General features: G+C 63.9%; 26 protein-coding genes. 18 read left to right on the plus strand and 8 right to left on the minus strand.

Features of this window, described 5'->3' with window-relative positions; genetic code table 11:
- From VIM61_00240 to VIM61_00300, 13 genes are all read left to right on the plus strand, one after another.
- Positions 1-851, plus strand: an 851-nt coding sequence (locus VIM61_00240; GenBank protein ID HEY8898829.1) for an adenylate/guanylate cyclase domain-containing protein, incomplete at its 5' end; no start/stop codon positions are given.
- Positions 852-853: 2 nt separating this feature from the next.
- Positions 854-1,486 carry a TVP38/TMEM64 family protein gene (locus tag VIM61_00245; protein HEY8898830.1) on the plus strand — a complete coding sequence of 211 codons (633 nt, stop codon included), beginning with the start codon at positions 854-856 and terminating at the stop codon, positions 1,484-1,486.
- Positions 1,487-1,534: 48 nt separating this feature from the next.
- Positions 1,535-2,371: an ABC transporter permease gene (locus VIM61_00250; GenBank protein ID HEY8898831.1), complete on the plus strand. Its 837-nt coding sequence runs from the start codon at positions 1,535-1,537 to the stop codon at positions 2,369-2,371.
- Positions 2,368-3,519: a spermidine/putrescine ABC transporter substrate-binding protein gene (locus tag VIM61_00255; GenBank protein HEY8898832.1), complete on the plus strand. Its 1,152-nt coding sequence runs from the start codon at positions 2,368-2,370 to the stop codon at positions 3,517-3,519. Before VIM61_00250 ends, VIM61_00255 begins: the two co-directional genes overlap by 4 nt.
- Positions 3,520-3,576: 57 nt before the next feature.
- A complete protein-coding gene (locus VIM61_00260) occupies positions 3,577-4,458 on the plus strand; it encodes an ABC transporter permease (GenBank protein ID HEY8898833.1) in 882 nt (293 codons plus the stop codon).
- A gap of 99 nt (positions 4,459-4,557) precedes the next feature.
- Positions 4,558-5,964, plus strand: coding sequence for a pyruvate kinase (gene pyk / locus VIM61_00265; GenBank protein ID HEY8898834.1), 1,407 nt, complete (start codon positions 4,558-4,560; stop codon positions 5,962-5,964).
- Positions 5,965-6,046: 82 nt separating this feature from the next.
- Complete coding sequence (locus tag VIM61_00270) at positions 6,047-6,307, plus strand: DUF6515 family protein (GenBank protein HEY8898835.1); 261 nt, start codon at positions 6,047-6,049, stop codon at positions 6,305-6,307.
- A gap of 146 nt (positions 6,308-6,453) precedes the next feature.
- Positions 6,454-7,155, plus strand: a complete 702-nt coding sequence (gene creB, locus VIM61_00275; protein HEY8898836.1) for a two-component system response regulator CreB — start codon at positions 6,454-6,456, stop codon at positions 7,153-7,155.
- On the plus strand, positions 7,152-8,573 hold the full coding sequence (creC, locus tag VIM61_00280; GenBank protein ID HEY8898837.1) for a two-component system sensor histidine kinase CreC: 1,422 nt from the start codon (positions 7,152-7,154) through the stop codon (positions 8,571-8,573). Before creB ends, creC begins: the two co-directional genes overlap by 4 nt.
- A 59-nt stretch (positions 8,574-8,632) precedes the next feature.
- On the plus strand, positions 8,633-10,315 hold the full coding sequence (locus VIM61_00285) for a DEAD/DEAH box helicase (protein ID HEY8898838.1): 1,683 nt from the start codon (positions 8,633-8,635) through the stop codon (positions 10,313-10,315).
- 48 nt (positions 10,316-10,363) lie between these two features.
- Positions 10,364-11,419 (plus strand): hypothetical protein, encoded by a 1,056-nt coding sequence (locus VIM61_00290; protein HEY8898839.1) that lies wholly within the window; start codon positions 10,364-10,366, stop codon positions 11,417-11,419.
- 112 nt (positions 11,420-11,531) lie between these two features.
- Positions 11,532-11,729: a 30S ribosomal protein S21 gene (gene rpsU, locus VIM61_00295; GenBank protein HEY8898840.1), complete on the plus strand. Its 198-nt coding sequence runs from the start codon at positions 11,532-11,534 to the stop codon at positions 11,727-11,729.
- A gap of 33 nt (positions 11,730-11,762) precedes the next feature.
- The gene (locus VIM61_00300) at positions 11,763-12,602 is read left to right on the plus strand and encodes an NAD-dependent epimerase/dehydratase family protein (protein HEY8898841.1); all 840 of its coding nucleotides are present in this window, start codon (positions 11,763-11,765) and stop codon (positions 12,600-12,602) included.
- A gap of 3 nt (positions 12,603-12,605) precedes the next feature.
- On the opposite strand, the gene VIM61_00305 is transcribed toward VIM61_00300, so the two are convergent.
- The 3 genes from VIM61_00305 to VIM61_00315 form a co-directional block, all read right to left on the minus strand.
- Positions 12,606-13,325 (minus strand): polysaccharide deacetylase family protein, encoded by a 720-nt coding sequence (locus tag VIM61_00305; protein HEY8898842.1) that lies wholly within the window; start codon positions 13,323-13,325, stop codon positions 12,606-12,608.
- A 226-nt stretch (positions 13,326-13,551) separates the two neighbouring features.
- Complete coding sequence (mtnP, locus tag VIM61_00310; protein ID HEY8898843.1) at positions 13,552-14,436, minus strand: S-methyl-5'-thioadenosine phosphorylase; 885 nt, start codon at positions 14,434-14,436, stop codon at positions 13,552-13,554.
- Positions 14,437-14,477: 41 nt separating this feature from the next.
- The gene (locus VIM61_00315; protein ID HEY8898844.1) at positions 14,478-15,371 is read right to left on the minus strand and encodes a LysR family transcriptional regulator; all 894 of its coding nucleotides are present in this window, start codon (positions 15,369-15,371) and stop codon (positions 14,478-14,480) included.
- Between the two features lie 58 nt (positions 15,372-15,429).
- Between VIM61_00315 and VIM61_00320 the strand changes: the two genes are divergently transcribed.
- From VIM61_00320 to VIM61_00330, 3 genes are all read left to right on the plus strand, one after another.
- The gene (locus tag VIM61_00320; protein HEY8898845.1) at positions 15,430-16,110 is read left to right on the plus strand and encodes a YggS family pyridoxal phosphate-dependent enzyme; all 681 of its coding nucleotides are present in this window, start codon (positions 15,430-15,432) and stop codon (positions 16,108-16,110) included.
- A gap of 52 nt (positions 16,111-16,162) precedes the next feature.
- On the plus strand, positions 16,163-16,783 hold the full coding sequence (locus tag VIM61_00325) for a L,D-transpeptidase (protein ID HEY8898846.1): 621 nt from the start codon (positions 16,163-16,165) through the stop codon (positions 16,781-16,783).
- Between the two features lie 73 nt (positions 16,784-16,856).
- Entirely contained in the window at positions 16,857-17,861 is a 1,005-nt protein-coding gene (locus VIM61_00330; GenBank protein HEY8898847.1) for a magnesium transporter, read from the plus strand.
- Here the strand turns inward: VIM61_00330 and VIM61_00335 are convergent.
- The 4 genes from VIM61_00335 to VIM61_00350 are packed head-to-tail and all read right to left on the minus strand — an operon-like array spanning position 17,858 to position 22,332.
- Positions 17,858-18,841, minus strand: coding sequence for a hypothetical protein (locus tag VIM61_00335; GenBank protein HEY8898848.1), 984 nt, complete (start codon positions 18,839-18,841; stop codon positions 17,858-17,860). The two genes, VIM61_00330 and VIM61_00335, sit on opposite strands and share 4 nt — an antisense overlap.
- Positions 18,841-20,403 carry a methionine--tRNA ligase gene (gene metG / locus VIM61_00340; GenBank protein HEY8898849.1) on the minus strand — a complete coding sequence of 521 codons (1,563 nt, stop codon included), beginning with the start codon at positions 20,401-20,403 and terminating at the stop codon, positions 18,841-18,843. The genes VIM61_00335 and metG overlap by 1 nt, the downstream gene beginning before the upstream one ends.
- A gap of 50 nt (positions 20,404-20,453) precedes the next feature.
- Complete coding sequence (locus tag VIM61_00345; GenBank protein HEY8898850.1) at positions 20,454-20,798, minus strand: tetratricopeptide repeat protein; 345 nt, start codon at positions 20,796-20,798, stop codon at positions 20,454-20,456.
- Positions 20,799-20,808: 10 nt separating this feature from the next.
- Positions 20,809-22,332: a SurA N-terminal domain-containing protein gene (locus VIM61_00350; GenBank protein ID HEY8898851.1), complete on the minus strand. Its 1,524-nt coding sequence runs from the start codon at positions 22,330-22,332 to the stop codon at positions 20,809-20,811.
- Between the two features lie 145 nt (positions 22,333-22,477).
- On the opposite strand from VIM61_00350, the gene VIM61_00355 reads away from it, so the two are divergent.
- The gene (locus VIM61_00355) at positions 22,478-23,374 is read left to right on the plus strand and encodes a hypothetical protein (protein HEY8898852.1); all 897 of its coding nucleotides are present in this window, start codon (positions 22,478-22,480) and stop codon (positions 23,372-23,374) included.
- A gap of 3 nt (positions 23,375-23,377) precedes the next feature.
- Here the strand turns inward: VIM61_00355 and VIM61_00360 are convergent, their stop codons facing one another.
- On the minus strand, positions 23,378-24,064 hold the full coding sequence (locus VIM61_00360) for a CAAX prenyl protease-related protein (protein HEY8898853.1): 687 nt from the start codon (positions 24,062-24,064) through the stop codon (positions 23,378-23,380).
- Positions 24,065-24,142: 78 nt separating this feature from the next.
- Between VIM61_00360 and VIM61_00365 the strand changes: the two genes are divergently transcribed.
- On the plus strand, positions 24,143-24,534 hold a 392-nt coding region (locus VIM61_00365), incomplete at its 3' end, for a 2Fe-2S iron-sulfur cluster-binding protein (protein ID HEY8898854.1).

Here is a 24,534-nt window from a genome sequence, read left to right on the forward strand (position 1 = left end):
GTGGCGTTGCCCTCGCGGCCGGCATCCTGCTGGCTTTCCTGCTCGCGCCGCGGCTCACCGCGCCGCTGGACCGCATCGCCGCGGGGATTCGGCAGATCGGCGAAGGCCGGCTCGATACGCGGGTCGAAGTGCAGCGAGGCGATGAATTCGGGATGCTCGGCCGCGCCGTGAACGAGATGGCCGTGGCATTACGGGAACGCGACGCGCTCAAGGGCGCCGTCGTCCGCTACATGTCGCAGGAACTCGCGGACCAGATTCTCGCCGACCAATCCGCGCCCACGCTCCGCGGCGCCCGCCGGCAGGTGACCGTGCTCATCGTAGACATCCGCAACTTCACCGCGATGTCCGCCGCGCTCGCGCCCGAGGACGTGGTCGCCTTCCTCAACCGATTTTTCTCCTGCATGATCGATGCCATTTTCAGCCAGCGAGGCACCCTCGACAAATTCCTCGGCGACGGCTGCCTCGCGATCTTTGGGGCGCCGATCGACGATCCCGAGCACCAGCGCATGGCCGTGCTCGCCGCGCAGGGCATGCTCCGGTCCGTCCACGAACTCGGCGTGGAAATGCGAGAGCAACACGGCATCGAATTGCGGATCGGGATCGCCCTGCACACCGGCGAGGCGATCGTGGGAAACATCGGCTCCGAGCTGCGCATGGAATACACCGCCGTCGGCGACACGGTGAACGTCGCCTCCCGTCTCGAAGTGATGAACAAGGAATACTGCACGGAGTTTCTGGCCAGCGAGGCCGTCGTGCGCGGAGCGGGAGAGGAATTCCGTTTCCGCGAAGTTGCCGAGGTCACGCCGCGCGGCGCCGGTCGATCGCTCAAGATTTACACCTTCGCCGACTGAGCATGCACGAGATGTGGTTGGAGTGGACGACCCGCGGTCTCGACTGGGTCGGGCAGAGCGGCTGGGTCGGCTGGGTCGGGTTCATCGTGATCTATACGATCACGTGCGTGTTGTTTCTGCCGGGCTCGGTGCTGACCGTTGGCGCCGGCGCGATCTATGGGTTCTGGGGCGGCACGCTGCTTGTCTCCATCAGCAATCTGGTCGGCGCCGTTGTGAACTTCCTCACGAGCCGCTACCTGCTCCAAGGCTGGCTCCAGCGAAAATTTGCGCACAACAGGAAGTTCCATGCGCTCGACGACGCGATCGCGAGCGAAGGCTGGCGCATCATTCTGCTCAGCCGGATTTCGCCCGTCGTTCCGCACAGCATCGTGAGTTACGCCTGCGGCCTCACGAAACTTTCCCTCGCCAAATTCTCCCTCGCGTCCTGGCTCGGGTTCATCCCGATCAGCGCCGCGTATTCGTATGTCGGCGCGTTCCTCGGCAAGTTTGCGCGCGCGAGCATCGGTCAGCCGCATGGCGAGGGCTCGTGGGTGACGTGGACGTTTTACGCGGTCGGCCTGATCGTTACTCTCGTGGTGACGGTTTGGTCGATGCGCGTCGCGGCCCGCGCGCTTCGGACAAAGGTGACGCCCTGAGGATTCGCCGCTGGACGGTTCCCGACCATCCGGCGTAATTTGCAAGCCATGGTGGAACAAGCGGCGGGGGTTCCAACGGCTGTCGGTCGGCGGCGAGGTCTCTCCGGTCAACAGATCCAGCAGTGGCTGTTCGGCGGGTGGACTGTCGTCGTCTTCGCGTTCCTCTACATCCCGATCCTCCTGCTCATCATCTTCTCGTTCAACGAGTCGAAGCTCGGCATCCGGTGGACCGGGTTCACAACGAAGTGGTATGCCTCGCTGTTTGAAAATCACGTGCTGATGGGTGCGTTTCAAAACAGCCTCATCGTCGCAAGTTTCACCACGGTCTTCGCCACCCTGCTCGGAACGATCGGTGCATGGCTGATGTTCCGCTATCGGTTCCCGTTCCGACGGGCGCTCGGCCTTCTCATCTTCATACCGATGGTGATGCCCGAAGTGCTGATGGGCGTCAGCCTCATGTCGCTGTTCGTGCAGATGAAATTCGCACTCGGGTTTGCGGCGATGATCATTGCCCACACCACGTTCTGTTTTCCATTCGTGCTGGTCGGCGTGCAGGCACGCCTCGAGGGCATCGACCCCTCGCTCGAAGAGGCGGCCATGGACCTCGGCGCTACGCCGGTCCAGGCGTTCTGGAAAGTCATCGTGCCTTATCTGATGCCTGCGATCGTCGCCGGCGCGTTGATGTCCTTCACGCTCTCGTTCGACGAATACATCGTCAGCGTTTTCCTCACGAACGCTGGCTCGCAAACCCTGCCGCTCAAGGTCTACGGCATGGCCAAGAAAGGTCTTAGCCCCGAGTTGAATGCCCTCAGCACGCTCTTCGTCGTCGGCACGTTCCTTCTCGTTCTCGCCAGTCAGTTCACTCAACGGAATAAAACCACATGAAAACCAAACGCCACCTCGTCAGTCTCGGCGCTCTCGCCGCCGCGGTCCTCGCCCTCAGCGGCTGCGGTAAGCCCGCCGCGCCGGAAACCCCGAAATCCGTGGAGCCTGCCAAACCGACTGCAGCCGCCAGCCCCGCCGCCGCCACTCCCGCGACCGCGGACGAACCCAATGAGAAATTCGATACCGGTGAGCCCAAGGAGCTGAACCTCTTCTGCTGGTCCGAATACGTGCCGCAGTCCGTCATCGATCGGTTCACGAAACAAACCGGCATCAAGGTGAACGTCGAGAACTACGCTTCGAACGAAGAGATGCTCGCGAAGCTGCTCTCCGGTGGAGGCAAATACGATCTCGTCCAGCCCAGCGAGTATGTCATCGAGGCGCTCATCAAGGATGGCCAGCTCCTCGAACTCGACCACTCGCTCATTCCGAATCTCAAGAATCTCGCTCCCGAGTTCGCGAACATGTCCTTCGATCCGGGCAACAAATACTCCGTCCCCTGGATGGCCGGCACCGTGGGCATCGTCGTGAACACCGAGCTCGTTCCCGACGAGTTCAAGACCTACGCCGACGTCTTCCAGGACAAATACAAGGGCAACATCGTCGTGCTCGACGACGCCCGCGAGATCGTGAGCTGGGGCCTCACCTCGATCGGCATCCCCGTCAACGACGTCACCGACGAGAACCTCGCCAAGGTGAAGCCCGTGCTCGCGAAGTGGCTCCCGCTCGTGAAGGTCTACGATTCCGACAGCCCGAAGACCGCGCTGCTCAACGGCGACGTGGCCATCGGCGTCGTGTGGAGCGGCGAGGGCGCCATCCTCGTGAAAGAGGACAAGAAGTTCAAATGGGTGCTCCCGCCCGGCGCGCATCTTTTCGTCGACAGCCTTGCGGTGCCAAAGGCCGCGCCGCACCCCAGGAACGCCCAGCTGTTCATGAACTTCGTCCTCCGCCCGAAGATCTCGACGCTCATCTCCGAGGACTTCCCCTATCTCAATCCCAACGTCGAGGCCCGCAAGCTTCTCACGCCTGAGCAGCTCGCGAATCCCGCCAGCTTCCCGACCGGCGACGTGAGCAAGATGGAAGTCTTCCACGACATCGGCACCCAGGCCTCGAAGGTCGACGACCTCATCACCACGCTCAAAGTCCAGTAAGCCCATTCGAGGGCGGAGCGGTGAAGGCCGCTCCGCCCTCTTTCCGAAAACCAGCCCGTGCCCGCCGTCGTTCCTGCCGCCAATCCCGTTTCGACCTCCGCCGCCTTCGAGCGTCGGCCCGGTCTCGGCGCCTGGTTATTCATGACGCCACTGCTGGTCTGGCTGATTCTCTTCGTCGTTGCCCCCAGCATCCTGCTGATCGTCTACAGCTTTGCGGAGCGTGACGTTCTCGGCCGCGTCGTCTTCAACTTCACGTGGGAAAATTACATCCGCGCCTTCGACTGGAAGTGGCTGAAGATTCTTCTCGATTCGATCTGGTATGCGTTCCTCACCACGATCATCTGCATGGTCGTCGGTTTCCCCGTCGCCTGGTTCATCGGTCGCTCGCCGGCCCGCTACCGCAATCTCCTCATGACGCTCGTCATGATTCCCTTTTGGACGAGTTTCCTCATCCGCACCTATGCGTGGATCACGATTCTCAGCCGCGACGGTTTCCTCAACGCCGCGCTGCTCGCCGGCGGCCTCATCAATCAGCCGCTCGTGATGATGTATACGCCGTTCGCCGTCGTGCTCGGCCTCGTTTACAACTACCTCCCGTTCATGATTCTCCCGATCTACACGAGCGTGGAGAAACTCGATAACGCCCTCGTCGAGGCTGCCTACGACCTTGGCGCCGGCCCGGTGCGCGCCTTCTCGAAGGTCATCATTCCCCTCACCCAGCCCGGCATCGCCGCCGGAGCGCTCCTCGTTTTCGTGCCTGCCATCGCAATGTTCGCCATCACCACGCTCATGGGCGGCGGCGCGAATCCCACTATCGGCGAGGTCATCCAGAAGCAATTCACCTCGGCTCGCAATCAGCCCTTCGGAGCCGCCCTCGGCACCCTCCTTCTCCTCCTCTTCTTCGTCTCGCTCTGGTTCACCCGATCGCGTCGAAAATAGGCCAGACGAGCCCCCTTTTCGTTGCCGCGAGGCATTCTCCCGCCCCTCGGGTCCCGTCGGCTTGCAATTCGTCGGGGGTTCGGCTTTCTGGAGGGCGTCATGCTTCGGAGAACCAAAATCATTGCCACTCTCGGTCCGGCGTCGGAGTCGCCGGAGAATCTTCGCGCGCTCATCCTGGCCGGGGTAAACGTTTTTCGTCTGAACATGAGCCACGCCACGCACGAGTGGGTGCGGGCGATCGTTCCCACGATTCGCAAGGTGGCGGCAGAGCTCGGCACGCCGACCGGCGTCCTCATGGACACGCAGGGGCCGGCCATCCGCACCGGCGACCTTCCCACCAAGCTCGATCTCAAGACCGGCGACATCATGGAGTTCACGGTCCATGGCGCCCGCAGCGAGGAATATTACTCCGTCGACGTGAACTACGACGGCCTCATCAATGACATTCACGTTGGCGATACCGTCCTTGTCGACAACGGCGTCATGCACATGAAGGTGCTCGCCAAGCACGACAACAAGATCCGCTGCGAGGTTCTTACGCCCGGTCTTCTCGGCTCCCGCCGTCACATCAATCTTCCCGGCGTGAAGGTCAATCTCCCGCCGCTCACGGCGAAGGACCACGCCGACATCGCGGTCGGCGTCGACGTGAAATGCGATTTCTTCGCGCTGAGCTTCTGCCGCGAGGCGTCCGACATCCTCGAGCTCAAGCGCGAGCTCCGGAAACTCGGTAGCGAGGCGAAGGTCGTCGCCAAGATCGAGGACCAGCATGCCGTGAAAGTCATCGACGGCATTATCGAGGCCTCCGACATCATAATGGTCGCTCGCGGCGACCTCGGCGTGGAATGTCCAATGGAAGAGCTTCCCCTCATCCAGCGCAAGATCGTCAAGGAATGTCTCCGCCTCGGCCGCCCCGTCATCGTGGCAACGCACATGCTCGAGTCGATGATCGAGAATCCGCTGCCAACCCGTGCGGAGATCACCGACGTCTCCAATGCCGTCTTCGAACAGGCTGATGCCATCATGCTCAGCGGCGAGACCACGGTTGGCAAATACCCGATCGACTGCGTGAAAGTCTTCGACCGCGTCGCCAGGCGCATCGAACTCAGCGGCGGCGCCGGTTTCGCGAATGACGCGATCATCACCGATCCGCGTCAGAAGGTCGTGAAATCCGCCATCGTCCTCGCGAACTCCTTTGAGAACAGCAAGATCGTCGTCTTCACTCGTCGCGGCATCATGGCCGACTACGTCAGCCACCTGCGCCCCGACCATTCGCCGATCTTCGCGTTCGCCCCCGACGAGGATGTCGTCCGCCGCCTCGCGTTGAACTGGGCGACGCACGCGATCCGCATGCCATTCAACGTGCGTCCCGAGCATACGGTCGCCGACGCGGAGAATCTTTTGAAGAAGCTGGGCTACGCCGTTCCCGGCGATCGTCTCATCGTCATCAGCGACATTCTGCACGGCGAGGAGCGCTTCGACGCGATTCACCTTCGCACAGTCGAGTAGGGCTCGATCTTTGCGCGGCTCGACGCGTAAAAATTCCCGACAGTTTCAAGACCGAAGGCTCGGCGAAACACGATCCTTTGGCATGAAGACACCTCTTCTCGGCGTTGCGCTCTGCGCCTCTACCGTCCTCTCCGGCTGCGTGCTACCCCCGCCTCCGCCGCTGGTGAGCGTCCAGCCGGCGCGCGTCTACGAGCGACCGGTCTATGCTCCCGGCTACACCGTCACACGACTTTCGCCCGGTTATCGAACCGTGCGCTACGGGCGCAGCACCTACTATGTCGATCGCGACGTTTATTACCGCCGCCACCGCGGGGGCTATGTCGTCGTGGAGCGACCATACTAAGACCCGCTCTTCGCGCGAATTTCACGCGGGGTTCATCCTAACTTCACGCGGCCCATTCACGATGGGCCGCGATGAAAGCTTCCGGAAATTCGCGCGCATCAGAGGTTTTGTCGTCAGTTTGCCTTCCTGATACATCGTCGTCTAGGATGGCGAACGTGTCATTCCCGGCCCGCCCGCGCATCCTGCTTGTCGAGGACGAGCCATCGATCCGCGACGCCATCCAATACGCGCTCGAGACGGACGGCGGCGAGGTGACCTGCGCGGGCACTGGACGGGATGCCTTGGCGCGTCTCCTTGCCGGCGCGTTCGATCTCGTGGTTCTCGATGTGGGGCTGCCGGACCTCAACGGTTTCGATGTCTGCCGCCGGCTGCGCGAGACCCATTCGGTGCCGGTGCTGTTTCTCACCGCGCGCTCCGACGAGATCGACCGGGTCGTCGGGCTGGAGATCGGCGGCGACGATTATGTGACGAAGCCGTTCAGCCCGCGCGAACTTTGCGCGCGCGTGCGGGCGATCCTTCGCCGAACCCGCGCGGAATCGGAGCCGGCAATGCCTTCCGCATTTTCGATCGATACCGAGCGGCTGCTCATCCGCTACCACGCCACCGCGCTCGAACTTTCGCGCTACGAATACCGGCTGCTCGCCGCGTTGCTCGGCCGCCCGGGACGCGTCTTCACAAGGGCGCAGCTGATGGATGCCGCCTGGGAGGAACCCGAGGCCTCGATGGAGCGCACCGTCGATACGCACATCAAATCCGTCCGGGCGAAGCTGCGCGCCGTGCGCCCGGCGGAGGATCCGATTCGCACGCACCGCGGTTTCGGCTACTCGCTCGAACTCCCCGCCTCGTGAGTCTTACCGCGCGCATCCTCCTCGGGTTTCTCGTCCTCGCGCTGGCCGGCTTCTACTTTCTCGTCCAGCCCGTGCTCGATCGCGTCGAGCGCCAGTATCTGGAAGCCGCCGAGGAGCCCATGGTCGACACGGCGGAGATTCTCGCCGGCATTGTTTCGCAGGAGTTCGCGACCAGCGGCCATCTTCCCCCGACGCTGGGCCCCGGCCTTCGAGCCGCCACCACTCGCGAGCTCACGGCCAAGATCTTCAACCTCCGCAAGAAGCACGTCACGATGGACGTTTACGTCACAGACGCCCGCGGCATCGTGATCTTCGATTCCGCGCACCCCGAGCGCGTGGGCCGGGATTTTTCGGGCTTCCGCGACGTGAAACGCACCCTCGAGGGAAAATACGGCGCCCGCTCCACCCGGGACGACGAGGCCGACGACATGTCCTCCGTCATGTATGTTGGCGCCCCCATTCTCGTGCATGGTGTGATCCTGGGGACGCTGACCGTTTACAAGCCGCAGCAGGCGATGCGCACGTTCATCGCCGCCGCTCGCCGCCGTCTTCTCATCGTCGCTCTCGGCGCGATCGCGGCATTTCTCCTCGTCGGCCTCCTCTTGTCGCGCTGGGTGGTCGAGCCCATCGTCCGCCTCACCCGGCACGCCGAGGCCATCAGTCGCGGGGAACGGCCGCCGCCGCCGCGCCTGCCCGGTCGCCAGTTTCGGGTGCTGGGCGACTCGCTCGAGCGCATGCGCGACGCTCTCGAGGACCGCAATTACGTCGCGTCTTACGTGCAGACGCTCAGCCACGAAATGAAGGCCCCTGTGGCCGCGATCCGCGGCGCGGCCGAGCTCCTCCAGGAGGAATTGCCGCCCGACCGGCGCGAGCAATTTCTGACGAACATCGGCACGGAATCCATTCGCCTTCAGAACCTCATCGAGCAGCTACTGGCCCTCTCCTCGCTCGAGAGTCGCAAGCGCCTCGAGAATCCGCAGCCCGTCGATCTTGTGGGCCTTTGCCGCCGCATTGCCGAGGAAATGCGGGCCCGCGGCTCGGCTCTGGAAGTGGTTGCGCCGGCCGAAGCCGAGGTGCGCGGTGATGAGTTCCTGCTCGAGACCGCCCTTCGCAATCTCGTGCAGAATGCCGTCGACTTCTCGCCGCCCGGCGCGCCAGTGGAGGTCCGCATCGAGCGCCGCGACGACCGGGTCCTCGTTCGGGTGCTCGACTCCGGTTCCGGCCTGCCCGACTACGCCATCGATCGTGTTTTCGAGCGATTTTACTCGCTCCCGCGTCCGTCGACCGGCCGCAAAAGCTCCGGGCTCGGGTTGTGCTTTGTGCGGGAGACGGCATCGCTGCACCACGGCCGCGTCACTCTCGCGAATCGGGAAAATTCCGTCGGGGCCGAGGCCACGCTGGACCTGCCTTGCATCTAGTCAGCGAGCTGGCGGCGATATTCATCGCTTGCCTCGCGGCGCGGCGATAGCATGCCGCGATGCAGAAGAAACCATTCGCGGAGCTTGGGCTCTCGCCGGAAGTCCTGAAGGCCGTCGAAAAGATGGGCTTTGAGGAGGCTTCCCCCATTCAATCCGCAGCCATTCCCACCCTCCTCACGGGTGTCGATGTCATCGGCCAATCCCAGACCGGCTCCGGAAAGACCGCCGCGTTTTCCATTCCTGCGATCGAGCGCGTCGACCCATCCATCCGCGCGGCGCAGGTTCTCATCCTTTGCCCGACGCGCGAGCTGGCCGTCCAGGTCGCCGAGGAAGTCGCCAAGCTCGCGGCTTTCAAACGGGGATTGCGCGAGCTGCCCATCTACGGCGGGGCGTCCTACGACCGGCAGATTCGCGGCCTCAAGGATGGCGCGCAGATCGTCATCGGCACGCCTGGCCGGGTGATCGATCACCTCGATCGCGGCACGCTGCGACTCGAGGATCTCAAGATGGTCATCCTCGACGAGGCGGATCGCATGCTCGACATGGGCTTCCGCGATGACATCGAGAACATCCTCCAGCAGGCCCCGGAGGACCGCCAGACCGTGCTTTTCTCGGCGACAATGCCTCGCGGAATTCAGGAGCTGATCCGCAAATACACGACGAACCCGCAGAACGTGCGCATCGAGCCGCAGACCGTCTCCATGCCCGCGATCGACCAGGTCTACTACGAGGTCGACCGCCGCTCGAAGCTCGAGGCGCTCTCGCGCATCATCGACGTGCAGAACATCAAGTGCTCCATCATCTTCTGCGCGACGAAGATGATGTGCGACCAGCTCACGGAGCATCTCATCGCCCGCGGCTACATCGCGGACAAGCTCCACGGCGACGTCACGCAGGCCATGCGCGAGCGCGTGATGAAGCGCTTCCGCGATCGCAAGATCGAGTTTCTCGTCGCCACGGATGTCGCTGCACGCGGGCTCGACGTCGACGACATCGAGGTCGTCTTCAACTACGATCTGCCGCACGACGGGGAGGACTACGTCCACCGCATCGGTCGCACCGGCCGGGCAGGCCGCAGCGGACGCGCGATCACGTTCGTCGCCGGTCGCGAGATTCGGAAGCTCGAGAGCATGATCCATCTCACGAAGGGCCGCATCCGCCGTGAAAAGGTCCCGTCGATCGAGGAGGTGGAGGAGAAGCGCGCGAACCAGACGTTCGAGTTGCTGCGTGAGACCCTCGAAGCCGGCGAATACGCCAAGCGCGACTCGCTCATCGATCGTCTGCTGGATCAGGGGCACTCCGCCACCGACATCGCGAGTGCGCTGCTGCACCTGCTCGGCACCGATACCGCCCGCCCTGCGGTCGAACCGGAACCCATCCGGGAATCCGCCCCGCACCGGGATTTCGGCGATCGGCCTTCGCGTTACGACCGCGAAGATCGCGGCGGCACCTCCCGACGCGAACGTCCGGCCCGCGCGATTTCGGATGTCTCGGACGAGCCGGGAATGACGCGCCTGGTGTTCACGGCAGGTCGTTTCAGCGAAGTGCGTCCGGCGGACGTCGTCGGCACCGTGCTCGGGCTGAGCGGCATTCCGCGCGAAGGCATCGGCGCGATCCACATCGAGGCGAAGCACACGCTCGTCGACATCGCTGACGACCACGTGCACGCCGTCATCAACGCGCTCGCGGGCATCAAGTTCAAGGGGCGCAAGCTCGCGGTTTTCATTCCCGATCCGAAATAACGCGGCCAGCGGGTTGCGGGAAGTTGCGGACCGGGGTATTTCCGTGCCGTGATCCGTTTTCGCTTCGCTCCGCTCGCGCTGTGCCTGCTCCTCGTTGCCTGCAAGGACACGCGGCGCGATCTCGCGCAATCGCACGTGCGGGCGCATCCGCCGGAGGGCTTCGAGATCGTGGCCGCGCCCGCGGATATCCCGATCAAGGATTCCGCGGCGGGCGAAGCCGGGGCGTTGACGAACGTCCGCTACCGGCTGCTGCGATCGACGATCGAGAAGGAGGACGGCTTCGCCCTTCCCCGCGGGCGTGAACTTGCGGGCAAGCTTACGGCACTCCGTGGGTGGGCGCTCGGCGCGTTGCCGGCGGAAGATCCCCTCCGGAAATCGATGCTCGAGACCGTCGCGCAGGCCAGGGCTCCCTTCCCGGTGAAACGCATTGTCACGCCCGCGGGCACCGAATTGGACGCGCTCGTGGATCTCAAACTCCGCAAGGCTGGTAATGACTGGAAAGTCGTCGAGTTCGCGGCGGATGCCTCGGTTCCCGGCGCACCCGACACCGACGCGACCATTCCCTTCGAGGACGCGCCGGAGGTTGCCGCCCGGCTGGATCAGATCGCGGGCGCGGTCCGGGAACTGGAAACGACCCGACAGACGTATCTCGCCGAGCGAGCGCGACGCGGGGAAGAGTCGCTCGCCCGGCTTCGGGAACGGCTTCAGGCCGGCCGCACTTTCGAGGGCATTCTGCCGGATGGGTCGCAAGTCCGATTTGTCATTTCGCGTGGGCTCGACGGCGAGGACGGCGCGATCGTCGTGGTCACCGTGCGCACCCCCGGCGGTGAATCGACCGCGCGCTTCTCGGGCGGCCCCGTTCAGCAACCGTCCGGCGAAATGGCCTGGCGAGCGGCGCAGGTCACCACGCTCTCCGTCTCACAGGACGGCGCCGCCTCCGTGACGAATGCTGCCGCGCGTCCCGTGCTCACCCTCGTTTTCCGCCGAGACCTTCTCGACGCGCGTTGGGAAATGGGCGATCGCCTTCCCGTGACGACGACGCTTCATGGGACGGAACCCGTCGACCTGATTCCCGATCCGGTTGCCGTGCCGGCATCCCGGTAGTTCGGGGCCTGTTTTTGCACTGACAAATGGCTTGTCATTCGGAGGCAAGGCTCCGATAGTTCCAGACCCGCCACCGAAACCCGTGGCGAAAGAAAGAAGGTGAAATAAAACCATGCCCGAAGTTCTCGTTCGAAAAGGTGAACCCATCGACCGCGCCCTCAAGCGCCTGAAAGGCAAGATGGACTCCGAGGGAATCATGGACGAAGTGCGCCGCCTGCGCGCCTTCGAAACTCCCACGCAGAAATATCGTCGCAAAGCCAAGGCCAACGCCAAGCGCGCGAAGATGAAGCAACGCTTCAATCTGCACTAAGGCACTTCCGCCTTCAAAAGAGGGATTTTCCCCTTGGCTAGGATTTTAGTTGCCGGCTGCGGTTTCCTCGGGGAAGCCGCAGCCGATTTTTTTGCCGCGAAAGGCTGGTCCGTCATCGGCCTGACCGGCAGTGAGGAGTCTGCCGCGCGTCTCGCCGGAAAGCCCTATTCGGTTTTCGCGGCGGATCTCACGAGCGCTGCCTCGGTCGCCGCGCTGCGTGATCGCATCGGCCCTTGCGCGGCCGTCCTCCACTGCGCGAGTTCCGGTCGAGGCGGCGCGGACGCTTATCGCGCGATCTATGTCGACGGCTGCACGAATCTCGCAGCGAGGTTTCCCGAGGCCCGGCTGATTTTTACGAGCAGCACCTCGGTTTATGCACAGACCGATGGAGATTGGGTGGATGAAGACAGTCCCGCCGAGCCGTTTCGCGAAACGGGCCGTCTGCTTCTCGAGGCGGAGGCCGTCACGCGCCACGCCAGCGGCGCCATCCTGCGGTTGGCGGGAATATACGGTCCGGGGCGCTCGGTGCTGAGACGCAAGTTTCTCGATGGAACGGCCGTCCTGGAAAACGGGGGCACGCGATGGATCAATCAGATCCATCGTGACGACGCGGTGGCGGCGGTGGACGCGATCATGTCCGCCAAAGATCCGATCGGCCTCTGCAACGTCGTCGATGGTCGCCCCGCGACTCAGCGCGAGGTTTACGGCTGGCTCGCCGAGCATTTTGACCGTCCGCTTCCGCCGGAAGGCCCCGCCGATCTCCATCGCAAACGGGGCTGGACCAGCAAACGCGTGAGTAACGCCAGACTCCGCGCGCTGGGCTGGACTCCGGCATTTCCAAGCTATCGCGAGGCTCTGCCGACGCTTCCGTAAGGCCTAGGGCGTCGGAGTCGGACTCGACGAAGGCACCGTAATCGAATTTGCGGGAGTCGCGGCCGGAACCGGTGAAGACGATGGCGATGGCGTCGCTGGTCCTACTGGCGTCGGAGCCGGCGGGGGCGTTGCGGGAGTTTCTTCTCCCATCGCGATCAATTCGGAGACCGTGACGAACTTATAGCCTTTCGCGAGCAGGGCATCGAGCGTGGCCGGCATTGCGGCGACGGAGGTCGGGTGAATGTCGTGCACGAGGATGATCGAGCCCGGCTTCGTCTGGCTGAGAATCGTATTCTGCACGCGTGCGGAATTGCGATATTTCCAGTCGAGAGGGTCGACGTCCCAGATGATCACCTTCAATCCCCACTGCTCGTTGAAACGGCGGTCGAGCTTGGCGTTCGTCGCGCCGTAGGGCGGCCGCATGACGACGGGATCGTGCCCGATGGCGGCCTTGATTGCGGCGTTGGTCTTCTCGATTTGCGCGGTCAGCGCGGCATCGCCGAGGCGATTCAACTGCAAATGGCTCCAGCTGTGATTGCCGATTTCGTGACCCTCGGCGACAGCGCGCTTGAGGATGTCGGGGTATTCTGCGGCGTTCTGTCCGACGACGAAGAAGGTGGCCTTGACGCCGCGGGCCTTGAGGATGTCGAGAAGCTGTGGCGTGAGTTTTGCCGACGGGCCGTCGTCGAAGGTGATCGCGATCGTGCGGCCGACTCCCGGCACGTTGTTGTAGGAGAACGGTGCGGATTTTCTCGGGATTGGGCTTGCGGTCGCGGTGGGAGATGGACTTGCGGGGGAAGAGCCGCTCGGCGTGGAGCCGGGCGTCAGGGAGAGGGAGACGGGCTGATCCAAAGAAGGTGAGCCTGCGGTTTGGGTGTGGCTGGATTGGCACGCAGCCAGGGACAGAAGGGTTGCCGCGATCGCGGCCCAGTTGGATCGAACTTTCATTCTACGCAAATCGATCAAGCAGCACGCGCAGCTTGTCGAGCGTTTCCTGAGGCCAATATTCACGCGGGGTCACGATGGCGTCCTGCAGGGCCGAGTGTTCGGGCCAGTTCGGCTCCATGGGAATGCGCGGAATCACCTTTGCGAGCACCTCCTTGGCGGTCGCGGCATTCGCGGTGAGATGGGAAACGACCGACTCCGCCGTGACGGGGTCCTCGCTCGTTTTCCAGCAGTCGTAGTCGGTGACCATTGCCAGCGTCGCGAGCGCCATTTCGGCTTCGCGGGCCAGTTTGGCCTCCGGCAGATTCGTCATCCCGATCACGTCGTAACCCTCGCGGCGATACGATTCGGATTCCGCCCGGGTCGAGAAGGCGGGGCCGTCGATGCAGACGTAGGTGCCGCCCGAGTGGTAGTCCTTCCGCAAAACGGAACATGTCTGCGCAAGCAAGGTGCGCAGGTGCGAGCTGATCGGGTCCGCAAAACTGACGTGCGCGACAATGCCGTTGCCAAAAAACGTGTTGGAGGACCGATTGCTCGTGCGGTCGTAGAATTGCGCCGGCAGAACGATTTCCCGGGGCGCGTAGTCCTCCTTGAGGCTCCCAACGGCGGTCACGCAGAGAATCCAGCGCACTCCCAGCATGCGCAGTGCATAGATGTTCGCCCGGTGGTTGATTTCGTGAGGTGCGAGTCGGTGGCCCTTGCCGTGCCGGGGCAGGAAGAAGACGGAGCGACCGTGGAGGGTGCCTCCCACGATCGGATCGGAGGGCGCGCCGAAGGGCGTTTCTACCTCATAGTTGCGGGCATTCTCAAAGCCTTCGATTTCGTAAAGGCCGCTGCCGCCGATCACGCCGATGGCGTTGCCGGTGGAATCTGGGAGGGAGTTTTCCATGGTCAAATTCTGGGGATTGGAAAGTCAGGAAAGCGATTTCATTAAAGCCGCCCCATGTCGGTTTTTTCAAGCATGCCGAGAAATTCTTTGAGCGCGGTTTCCGGTTCCTTCGCTCGCTGGACCAATGCGCCGAGCGGGCGCCACATCTCGGGCTCGTCGATCTCGACCGCGACGAGGGTTTCCCCGCGCACTTCGTCCCGGACGCAGATTTCCGGCACTATGGAAACGGCCTCCTCGATAGCCACCGCCCGCTTCACCGTCTCGATATTGTCGAATTCGAGGATCGGCCTGATCCGCACCCCGCGCTCGCGCAGCCGCTTGTCGATCTCCTTGCGCGTCGGCAGGTCGGGCTCGAAGGCGACAAACTTCTCGCCCACGAGATCCGCCAGTCGCGCCCGCTTCTTCCGGGCCAGCCGATGCCCCGGCGCGCAGATGAGCACGAGCTTGTCGCGCCAGAACGTCATCACGCGCAGGCCCGGACGCCGGACGGGATAGGCGACCAGGCCAAGGTCGCTCGAGCCATCGCGCACGGAGTCATACACCTCGCTGTAGCGGCAGTAGTCCACCTTCACTTCCACGCCGGGATGCAGTTTTCGAAATGCGCGCAGGTAGGGAGGCAGCTCGTGAAGGCCGATGCTGTGGACGGTGGCCAGGCGCACCTCGCCTTCCACGACCCGCCGGATCGATTCGAGGCGATTGCCGAGGTTTTCGTAGGCGTCGAGGATGTCTCGGCTCGCTGCGAGAAAGGCGCGGCCTTCGTCCGTGAGTTCCAGCGAGCGTTTGCCGCGATCGATCAGGGTGACGTTGAACTTCCGTTCGATGGCGCGCACCTGCTGGCTCACCGCGCTCTGGGTGATGCCGTTCACTTCCGCCGCCCGGGAGAAACTGCTAGTTTCCACCAGATCACGAAACACCTTGAACGTCTCTATTTGCACGGGGGGAATCTAGAGATAAGTGAAACTAATATCAAATTGCCAGCTATGAAATCTTCTTATGAGTGAGGTGGCCAAGAATCTGGCGGAAATCCATGCCCGCATGGCTGCTGCCGCTGCCCGGGCTTGCCGGGATGTGGCCGGGATCGAGCTCGTCGCCGTCTCGAAGAAGATGCCCGCGGAGGCTGTGCGCGCGGCCTGGGAAGCCGGCCAGCCGGTGTTTGCCGAGAGCCGGGTGCAGGAGGCCGATCCGAAGATCGCCGAGCTGCCCGGCACGCTGCGGTGGCAATTCATCGGCCATCTGCAAAAGAACAAGGTTCGTCGCGCCCTGCCGCTCTTCGAGCTTTTCCACGGCATCGACACGCTCGAGCTCGCCCAGGTCGTCGATCGCATCGCGGGCGAGGAAGGATTGTTTCCGCGGGTTCTGCTCGAGGTGAATGTCGCGGGCGAGGCCTCGAAGTTCGGTCTCGATCCCGCCGCGCTGGAGCGTGATCTCGACGCGCTGCTGGCGTTGCCGCGCCTGCAGATCGAGGGCCTGATGACGATCGCGCCCTATGCGGACGATCCCGAGGCCGCGCGGCCGCACTTCTGCGCGCTGCGGGAGCTGCGCGATCGGCTCGCGACGCGCACCGGGCTGCCCTTCGGCACGCTCTCGATGGGGATGAGTGGAGATTTCGAAGCGGCGATCGAGGAAGGCGCCACGCTCGTCCGCGTCGGCACAGCGATTTTTGGAGCCCGGTGAACTCGCGACAAATCTGCGGCGCGCCAGCGGAGTCTATGCTAGGTGTCACGCGATGAATCGCCGGTTCGAACTCCCTTTCCATGCTTCCCTTGCGGCGGTTGCCGTCGCTCTTGCCGGCTGTTCGAGCAGCCAATACGCGAACACGCCGTATCTCGGGCAGGAATACCAGACGCAGATCATTGGTTCCAGCCAGGCCCACGAGGTCGTCGACGACGTGAGCTACTGGGATGGCGGCGGCAGCGGCTCGCCCTCGATCACGATCAATCTCTCCGAGCAGCGCGCCTATTTCTACCGCGGTCGCCAGCTCGTGGGTGTCGCCCTCGTCGCGACGGGCAAGGAAGGCTACGACACGCCCGCCGGCACGTTCCGCATCATGGAAAAGATCCAGGACAAGGAATCGGATCTGTTCGGCTGGATGTATGATGCCTCCGGCAACGTGGTGAATTACGACGCGGATATCCGGCGCGATCCCGTGCCGCCCGGCGGACGTTTCGAAGGCGCGAAGATGCCCTACTGGATGCGGCTCACCAGCGGCGGCGTTGGCATGCACCAGGGCCCCATCCCCGTTCCCGGCTCGCCCGCATCGCATGGATGCATTCGTGTAAGCAAGACGGTGATCGCGGATTTCTTTGCCGCAGCGCAGGTCGGCATGCCGGTGCGCGTCGAGTATTGACCGCGCGGCGAAACAGCCTTTCCTTTTCCGCGGATTGCGGCGCACATTCGGGCGCATAATTTTTCCTGCGCCTATGAGTGAGAGTGATCCCGTCGACTCGAAGTATCCGGAAGAATCCATTGGTCGTCTGATGGAACGGCCGATCGCCGTTTTTCGGCCCGAGCAAACCGTCTGCGAAGCGACGGAAGAGCTGCGCGAGATTGTGAAGAAGGCCTTCATCACCTACGGCTGGGTCGTCGATCCCGCCGGGAAGTTGATCGGCGTGATCACGATGCGCGACCTGCTGTTTTCCGAGGGAACGGTGCGGCTCGACGCGATCATGCTGCGCACGATTTTCGCGCTCAAGGCCACGCAGCCGCTGCTCGAGGCGATGAAGGCGACGCTCGACCGCCATTACCCGGTCTATCCCGTCGTGGACGACGCGGGCATTCTCGTCGGCCTCGTGCGGGGCGAGACGATGTTCAAGCAACAGGCCGTGGAACTGAGTGCGCAGGCCGGTTCGATGGTCGGTGTCACCAAGGAGGAGCGCCTCGTCACGCCGTGGCCGCGCAGTCTGCTCTTCCGCCATCCCTGGCTGCAGCTGAATCTGGCGACCGCGTTCATTGCGGCGTTCGTCGTCGGCATTTTCGAGAATACGCTCGAGAAGATTGTGTTGCTCGCGGTTTTCCTCCCCGTGCTCGCAGGTCAGTCCGGCAACACCGGCTGCCAGGCCCTCGCGGTGACCCTGCGTGGCATGACGCTCGGGGAATTCAAGTCCGGCAGTTTTTGGAAAGCCCTCACGAAGGAGGCCATCCTCGGCGTTTGCAATGGCGCGCTCGTCGGCATCACGGCCGGTCTCGGCATGTTCTGCTACGCGTGGAGCCAGAAGAATCCGCAGGCGATCGGCCTCGCGGTGGTGACATGGTCGGCCATGGTGCTGGCCTGCGCGATCAGCGGGATCTCGGGTGTCGTCGTGCCCACCGTGATGAAGAAACTCGGCGCGGATCCCGCGACGGCTTCCAGCATCTTTCTTACGACCGCGACCGATGTCGTGAGCATGGGCGCCTTCCTCGGCCTCGCGACGATCTTTTTGCTCTAACCGCGGATCAGCTTGTCGAAGCGCTTCGCAGAGTTGCTGTAGGCGGGATACTCCTCGGGCGTTTCGGCGGACGGGCGAAAGCGCCATTGCTTGTAGGCCCAGAGCCAGAGTTCCGGCCGCGCGCGGATCGATCGCTCGATCTCGTTCCAGCAGAGCTGGGTGATCTCCGTGGCCGTGGCGCCGGGGGGGATCGCCACCGCCGGCAGATAGCGCGCGAGGTAGGTGCCGTCAGCCTGGGGCACGCATTCGCAGGGGATCAGTTTTGCGCCGGTCCGTTCGCTCAGGGCGTGGAGAATCGGGCTCGACGACGTCCACAGCCCAAAGCAGCGGATCGCCACCGTGTTGTGCTTCGGATCGAGGCTGAGATCGGTGAGCGCGCCGAATTTTCCGCCGGCCTTGAGCACCTTGAGCATCTTGATGAGCGCGCGTTCCTGCGGGATGATCTCGTGGCCGCTCGTCGCGCGCAGCCGGCTGAAAACCGGGCCGAGCAACGGATTCTTGAAGCGCTGGAAAATGATCGGCCCCGTGCGGATGGCGTAGGCCGATGCGTGGCTGAGCCACTCCCAGTTACCGTAGTGCGCGCAGAAATAGAGCGCCGGTTCGTCCGGATCGCGATGGACGGGGTCGGCGTCGAGCCCCTCGACGTGCAGCACTTTCTTCCATCGGCCATTGGTGAGATTCGGCGACCAGAAAAGCGTGAGCATCGTGCGGGCAAAATTCCGGTAGGAGGCCCGGGCAATGCGCTCGCGTTCGTCGGCATTGTAAGCCTCCCCGAAGGCGACGCGCAGGTTCTCGAGTGCGGTCGTGCGCCCGCGCGTGTCGATCGCGAACGCAAACGATCCGAGCCCGCCCGCCAGCGGCTCCAGCGCTTCGTAGGGCAGGTGTTTGACGACCCACGCCAGCGACTCCAGCGCCACGTATTCGAGGCGGTAGCGGAAGCGTTTGAAGCCGGTCACTCCGGCCAGCGGGTCGTCGGACATCAGGCAGCGGCGGCTTCGATGCGCGGAAACAGCGGCACGGGCGCGCCTAGCTGATGACCATCCGGCAACCGACCCCAGGCCGCCTCGTCGAGGGACATGGGGCCGCTCCAGTTCAACTGCGCGAAGATGCCGGCAGCCGCAGAGGGCAGCACGGGCGAGAGAAGGATGGCGATGATGCGCAGCGACTCCGCGAGGTGGTAGAGCACCGCATCGAGCGCGGCGTCCTGGCCCTCTTTCGCAAGCGCCCACGGCTTTGTCTGTTCCACGTATTGATTCGCTTCTGTCGCGAGGCTCAGCGCCTTCTCGATGGCGGCGCTGATCTCGAAAGTGTCCATGAGCGGCGAGTAAGCCTCCGCCGATGCCCGGGCGCGGTCCGCGAGGCCACCTTCGAGGCTCCGCACCAATCGCCCTTCGCGATACTTGCGCGCCATGTTCAGCGTGCGGTTCAGCAGGTTGCCGACGCTGTTGGCGAGGTCGACGTTGTAGCGCTGGACGAGGCGTTCTTCGCTGAAATCGGCGTCCTTGCCCGTGACGATGTCGGCGACAAGGTAATAGCGCACGGCGGCGGCGCCGTATTTGTCGACAAGGGCGGAAGGGTCCACGACGTTGCCGAGACTCTTGCTCATCTTTGCGCCGGAGATGTTCCACCAGCCATGCACGAGAAGCGGCGGGATCTGGTCGTCGGAGAAGCCGAGGCTATGGAGCATGATGGGCCAATAAACTCCGTGCGCAGGGACCATGATATCCTTTCCGATGACGTGGAGAGCGGGCCAGAGGGCGGCGAACTCCGCGGAGTCGGCGGGATGTTGAGCGTCGAAGCCGGGTGCGAAGCTGATGTAGTTCACCAGCGCGTCGAACCAGACGTAGGTCACAAAATTCGGGTCGAACGGAAACTCGATGCCCCAGGCCAAGCGGGCCTTGGGACGCGAGATGCAGAGGTCGCCCGAGAGTTTTTCCACGGCGTTGCGCAGTTCGACGCGACGGAATTCTGGCGTGATGAACTGTGGATGACTGTCGATGTAGGCGAGCAACCAGTCGCGATGCTTGGCGAGGCAGAAATAGTAATTTTCCTCTTCGAGTTCCACGACTTCGCCCCATTCCTCGCCGAACTGTCCATCTGGGCCGCGTTCCTTTTCGGTAAGAAACTGCTCCTGCCGCACACTATAGAAGCCGCGTTGGGTGGCCTTATAAAGCTGGTCTTCGTCGAACAGGCGTTGGAGGAGGGCCTGCACGACGGCCTTGTGAGACTTTGCGGTGGTGTCCGCCCAAGCGTCGTAGGAGATATCGAGCTTCTTCCAGACGGCTAGGAACCGTGCGGCGAGTTCGACCACGAACTGCTCGGGCGGCACGCCAGCGCGCTGGGAAGCCTGCTGAACCTTTTGTCCGTGCTGATCGACCCCGGTGAGGAAAAACACGTCGCGTTCGCGCAAACGCTGATAGCGGGCCAACGTATCTGCCATCACCTTTTCGTAGGCGTGCCCGATGTGTGGCGAGCTGTTGGTGTAATCGATGGCGGTGGTGATGAAAAACGGCTTCACGGTGAACTTCCAATGGAACCACACGAACTCGGTCTTTCCCAGACCCTTTCGCGTCTCGCGCCTGCGGGCGGCGACTACTCTTTCGCAATCTTGCCGCCCCAGCCGAGGATGCGGGCCTTGACGCCGGCGGCCTCGGCTTCCTTGATCTGGTGGTTGCGCACGTAAAACATCGAAAGGCTGGACCACGCGAGCTGGTCGTTCGGGCTGAGCTCGGTGGCGCGAAGGCCGGCCTCGATCGCCTCGACGTGGCGACCTGTCTTCATGAGGGCCATGCCGAGGGCGTGCCAGCCGTCGAAGAAATCCGGCACGGCGGCGACGCAGCGCTGGTATTTCTCGATCGCGGCGTCGAGGTCGCCCACGGCAATGTCGCCGCTCGCATCGTCGAACAACGTCTCGATCTCGGGCGGAACGTCGCTCATCGGTCTGGCCTTAGCCCTCGCGGGGCGTGAAGAACGGCGCGCCGGCCTGCTTCTGCGCGGAGCGGATCCATTCGGCCCAGAGCACATTCTGGCGCTGGGCGAGAATGCCGGCGTCGAGCTCGGCGCGCTTCGCCGCCGTCGTCTTTTCGTCGGAGGGTCCGCGCTTCTCGAGCCAGACGGCATAGCCGCCGGTGGGCTCGGAACGGAATCCGGAAACTTCGTTTTCGTTGACGACGAGGGCGGCCTCGGCAAAGCGGCGCTGGTCGGCCGGGGCGGCTTCGTCGGCGAGGACGAGGTTCGTGAATGGCTGGGTCTTCAGGCCGGCGGCCGCAGCAGCGGCGGCGATCGGCTGGCCATCCTTCGCGGCGGCGCGTAGCTTGGCGAGTGCGTCGGTGGCGGCCTTGGCAAGCGCGGTTCCCGCGGCGGCGTCGGTAAGCTCGGTGACGATCTCGGGGCGGGCTTCTTCAAGCGTCATCGGACGCGAGGGCGTAACCTCGGCGAGATCGGCGACGAGGAACTGGTCGCCGCTCTGCACGACACCGGTGACGGGCGATTCCTTCGTGAGGGTGAACGAAACGGGGGCGAGAGCCGCGACGGGACCCATCACCGACATGTTTCCGAGCGAGGCGAGGCCTTCGAGGCCGGAGATCTGCCCGCGGGAGTCGAAGGGCAGCGTGGTCTCGACCTTGAGGCCCGCCTCCCTGGCGGCCTTGTCGAAACCTTCGCTGGCGGCCTTCGTGGCGAAGGTGTCGGAGGCGTCGGCCACTTTCTGCTGGGCCTCGATGCGGGCCTTGCCCTCGAGTTTCTGCGAGTCGGCCGGCAGCGGGAAGGTCACGTAGCGCACGGTGCGGAGTTCGGGCTTCACGAAACGGCTTTCGCCGGCCTTGAAGGCGTCGGCGATCTGCTCCTCGGTGGGCTTGGCTTGCGCGGCGAAGGTTGCGCGGTCGAACGTGATGGCGAGGCCGGTGACGGGCTGGAACACGCGGGCGATGTGGGCGACCTCCGCCTCGGTGACGGCCGGGACGGCGTCGAGGGTCTGCTTGATGCGCTTGAGGATGAGCGAGCTGCGCACGAGTTCCTGAATCTCGAGCTCGGTGAAGCCCTGCGGTGCGAGCGACGTGGTGACGAGCTGGCGATATTTCTGCGGATCGAACTGGCCGCCGGTCTGGAAAACGGGGAGTGCGACGATGGCGTTCTTCACTTCCGCGTCACCGGGCTGAATCCCGAGCGCGCGGCCTTCGTGGTCGATGATCATCTTGTTGATGACGAAGTCGGCGTAGCTTTCCTCGCTGCCGGTGGCGCCAAGGGCGCTGGCGTAGTCGGTCAGGCCCAGGGCGAGGGTGAGCTGGAACTTGCGGGCCTCGCGCTGGAAATCCGCGGTGGTGAGATCCTTTCCGTAGACGCGGGCGATGGCGCCGTTGCCCATGTGGTGCTGGCGATCCGTCACGCTGTAGAACGAGATGAAGGAGACGATCAGAAGGACGGTAACCGCCAGCCAGAGCTTGCGCTGGTGGGTGCGCATCAAGGTAAACATAAAGTCGAAAGTCGCGGAGAGTGGGACGAGGGTGAACGCCCTTGATTAGGCGATTCGGCGATGAAATCAAGTCCCGCGGTCTTTTTGGTCCGGCGCTACGCAAAGAATGCTGGACCGCCGCCCGGCAATTCGGCGGAATGCGGGCATGCTCCCCCGCCGCCGACTCGTCGCGCTGCTCGCCGTCTGGTGCGGTGTCGCGGGCCCCTGTCTGGCGCAGGCGCCGTCGCCGGCCACCGTCGCGGAAACCCCGGTCTGGGCGCAGGCTTTCGCCGCTTTCCCGGTAGTCTGGATCGTGCTGATCTTCTCGGCGATCGGAACGGCGGCGTTGATTGGGCATCTCGGCATCTCGCTCAGCGATCGACAGGCCGCGCCGGCGCCGCTGAACGAGGCAATCCGGCACGCGATGGACAACGGAAACTACCAGGAAGCCTGGGAAGCCTGTGGGCACTGGCCGTCGGCGTATCTCTCACGGGTGCTCCAACCGGCGCTGGAACGGATCGGCCAGGGGAAGGAACTTGCCGAGGCTGCGCTCGATCATCGCACGTCTCAGGAGATTCGCGCCATGACGTTGCTGACCTGGATCCTGCCGGGGATCGGCATTGCGCTCCCGCTGATTGCCGGATTTTTTGCGTGGTGCCGCCTCGGGCTGCTCTTTCGGTCCGACGCGCTCGTGACCGGCGCCCGGGATCTCACGCTCGCGGAGGGAAATTTTACTCTGGTGGTGGCGGTGGCTTTAGGAACGGCGATCACGGCCGTCATTTTCTGGTTATCCTTTCGGGGACGGGCGAGTCGCACGATTCTCCAAGCCAACGAGGAGGGTCGCGCTCTTCTCCAGGACCTCGCCTACGAGGACCTCGAAGGGCTGCGCGTCGGTCGCGCGTTCGATGCCGGCACGTTGCTCGGCGAGGACGCCGAGTTCCGCACCAGCGGACTTCTCCGCGTCTCGCGAGCGCTCACCACTTCCTGCCCGCAATGCAATGCGCCGATCAATTTCAGTCACAAACGTTGCCCGCACTGCAACACGGCGCTGGAGTGGTCCTGAGCGCTACCAGAAGCCCCACTGCCGCGTCAGCATGATGTAGACGCCGAGGACGAGATTCGTCATCGCGTGCGCGACCACGCAGGCGAGCAGGCTCTTTGTCTTCACCGCGATCCAGCCGTAGATGGCGCCGGTCAGCAGCGCGGCGGGCCAGTCGGGTGTGTTGTGAACGAGCATGAAGGCCACGGCGACGCCCCAGAAACTCAGGGGGGAATACGTGCCGAAACGAACCGTGGTGAAGCGTTCGTCGATCAGGTAGCGCTGCAGAAACCCGCGCCAGAAGATTTCCTCGATCAGCGGAACGATGATGACCAGCCGCAGGAAACGCATTCCGACCGTGCCCCAGTAAAGGGCGGGCTGATCCGCGAAGGTCGCCGGATTGAACCCGTCCGCCCGGGCGGGTTGGCCGAAAAGGAGCTGCGGGCTCACCCAGAGGACGAAGACGCCTAATCCGACCCCCATGGCCAGCGGCAGGGGCTTTCTGGAGCCGAAGTCGTAGCTCTTCCAGAAAAAAAGGAGCGCGGCGGCGCACAGGACGGTCTGGAGAGGGTAAATCCAGAATTCCGGATGGGAGAGAAGGAACGGACCGCTCTTTCCGGCGAGCTTCTGCGCGACGGGCACCAGCGCGAAACTCAGCGTGAAGATCAGGAACGGCGTGACGTGCGCGGCGAAGGCATTGCGCGAGGGATTCATCGCGGGTGTGATGCCGGCTCCGCGTCCGTTTGGCCAGCCTGCAATCGCCGGGCTTGCACGCCGGCCTGGGCATTGCTAATGCCCGGGCGTCTTATGGCGCGGGTGCATTATCAGGATTTTGGGGCGCGCTCGGTGGAGGTCACCGCGGAAGGGCTGTCGCTTCTCGACGTTTCGTTGTCCGCCGGGCTGCCGCACTTTCATCAGTGCAATCGGCAGGCGCGTTGCTCGACATGCCGGGTGCGCGTGCTCGACGGCGCCGAGAATCTTTCCGCCCGTCTCGGGGAAGAACTGCAGATTGCGACGGAGCGCGGCTGGTCCGACGACATTCGCCTCGGCTGCCAGGCCCGCGTGCTCGGCGACGTCACCATCGAGCGGCTGGTCCGCGAGGCGGATTCCGCTGCGGCCATGTTCTCGGCGGCCGCTCCCCTCCGCCGCGGGGAGGAGAAACAGATCGCGATCATGTTCTGCGA

Source organism: Chthoniobacterales bacterium (assembly GCA_036569045.1).
Classification (GTDB): domain Bacteria; phylum Verrucomicrobiota; class Verrucomicrobiia; order Chthoniobacterales; family JAATET01; genus JAATET01.

What these genes read in the sequence shown, in the direction of transcription:
- VIM61_00245 (HEY8898830.1), top strand. Translation starts at nt 854, where the DNA reads ATGCACGAGATGTGGTTGGAGTGGACGACCCGCGGTCTCGACTGGGTC.
- VIM61_00250 (HEY8898831.1), top strand. Translation starts at nt 1,535, where the DNA reads ATGGTGGAACAAGCGGCGGGGGTTCCAACGGCTGTCGGTCGGCGGCGA.
- VIM61_00255 (HEY8898832.1), top strand. Translation starts at nt 2,368, where the DNA reads ATGAAAACCAAACGCCACCTCGTCAGTCTCGGCGCTCTCGCCGCCGCG.
- pyk (HEY8898834.1), top strand. Translation starts at nt 4,558, where the DNA reads ATGCTTCGGAGAACCAAAATCATTGCCACTCTCGGTCCGGCGTCGGAG.
- VIM61_00270 (HEY8898835.1), top strand. Translation starts at nt 6,047, where the DNA reads ATGAAGACACCTCTTCTCGGCGTTGCGCTCTGCGCCTCTACCGTCCTC.
- creB (HEY8898836.1), top strand. Translation starts at nt 6,454, where the DNA reads ATGGCGAACGTGTCATTCCCGGCCCGCCCGCGCATCCTGCTTGTCGAG.
- VIM61_00285 (HEY8898838.1), top strand. Translation starts at nt 8,633, where the DNA reads ATGCAGAAGAAACCATTCGCGGAGCTTGGGCTCTCGCCGGAAGTCCTG.
- rpsU (HEY8898840.1), top strand. Translation starts at nt 11,532, where the DNA reads ATGCCCGAAGTTCTCGTTCGAAAAGGTGAACCCATCGACCGCGCCCTC.
- mtnP (HEY8898843.1), bottom strand. Translation starts at nt 14,436, where the DNA reads ATGGAAAACTCCCTCCCAGATTCCACCGGCAACGCCATCGGCGTGATC.
- VIM61_00320 (HEY8898845.1), top strand. Translation starts at nt 15,430, where the DNA reads ATGAGTGAGGTGGCCAAGAATCTGGCGGAAATCCATGCCCGCATGGCT.
- VIM61_00325 (HEY8898846.1), top strand. Translation starts at nt 16,163, where the DNA reads ATGAATCGCCGGTTCGAACTCCCTTTCCATGCTTCCCTTGCGGCGGTT.
- VIM61_00330 (HEY8898847.1), top strand. Translation starts at nt 16,857, where the DNA reads ATGAGTGAGAGTGATCCCGTCGACTCGAAGTATCCGGAAGAATCCATT.
- VIM61_00335 (HEY8898848.1), bottom strand. Translation starts at nt 18,841, where the DNA reads ATGTCCGACGACCCGCTGGCCGGAGTGACCGGCTTCAAACGCTTCCGC.
- VIM61_00345 (HEY8898850.1), bottom strand. Translation starts at nt 20,798, where the DNA reads ATGAGCGACGTTCCGCCCGAGATCGAGACGTTGTTCGACGATGCGAGC.
- VIM61_00350 (HEY8898851.1), bottom strand. Translation starts at nt 22,332, where the DNA reads ATGTTTACCTTGATGCGCACCCACCAGCGCAAGCTCTGGCTGGCGGTT.
- VIM61_00355 (HEY8898852.1), top strand. Translation starts at nt 22,478, where the DNA reads ATGCTCCCCCGCCGCCGACTCGTCGCGCTGCTCGCCGTCTGGTGCGGT.
- VIM61_00360 (HEY8898853.1), bottom strand. Translation starts at nt 24,064, where the DNA reads ATGAATCCCTCGCGCAATGCCTTCGCCGCGCACGTCACGCCGTTCCTG.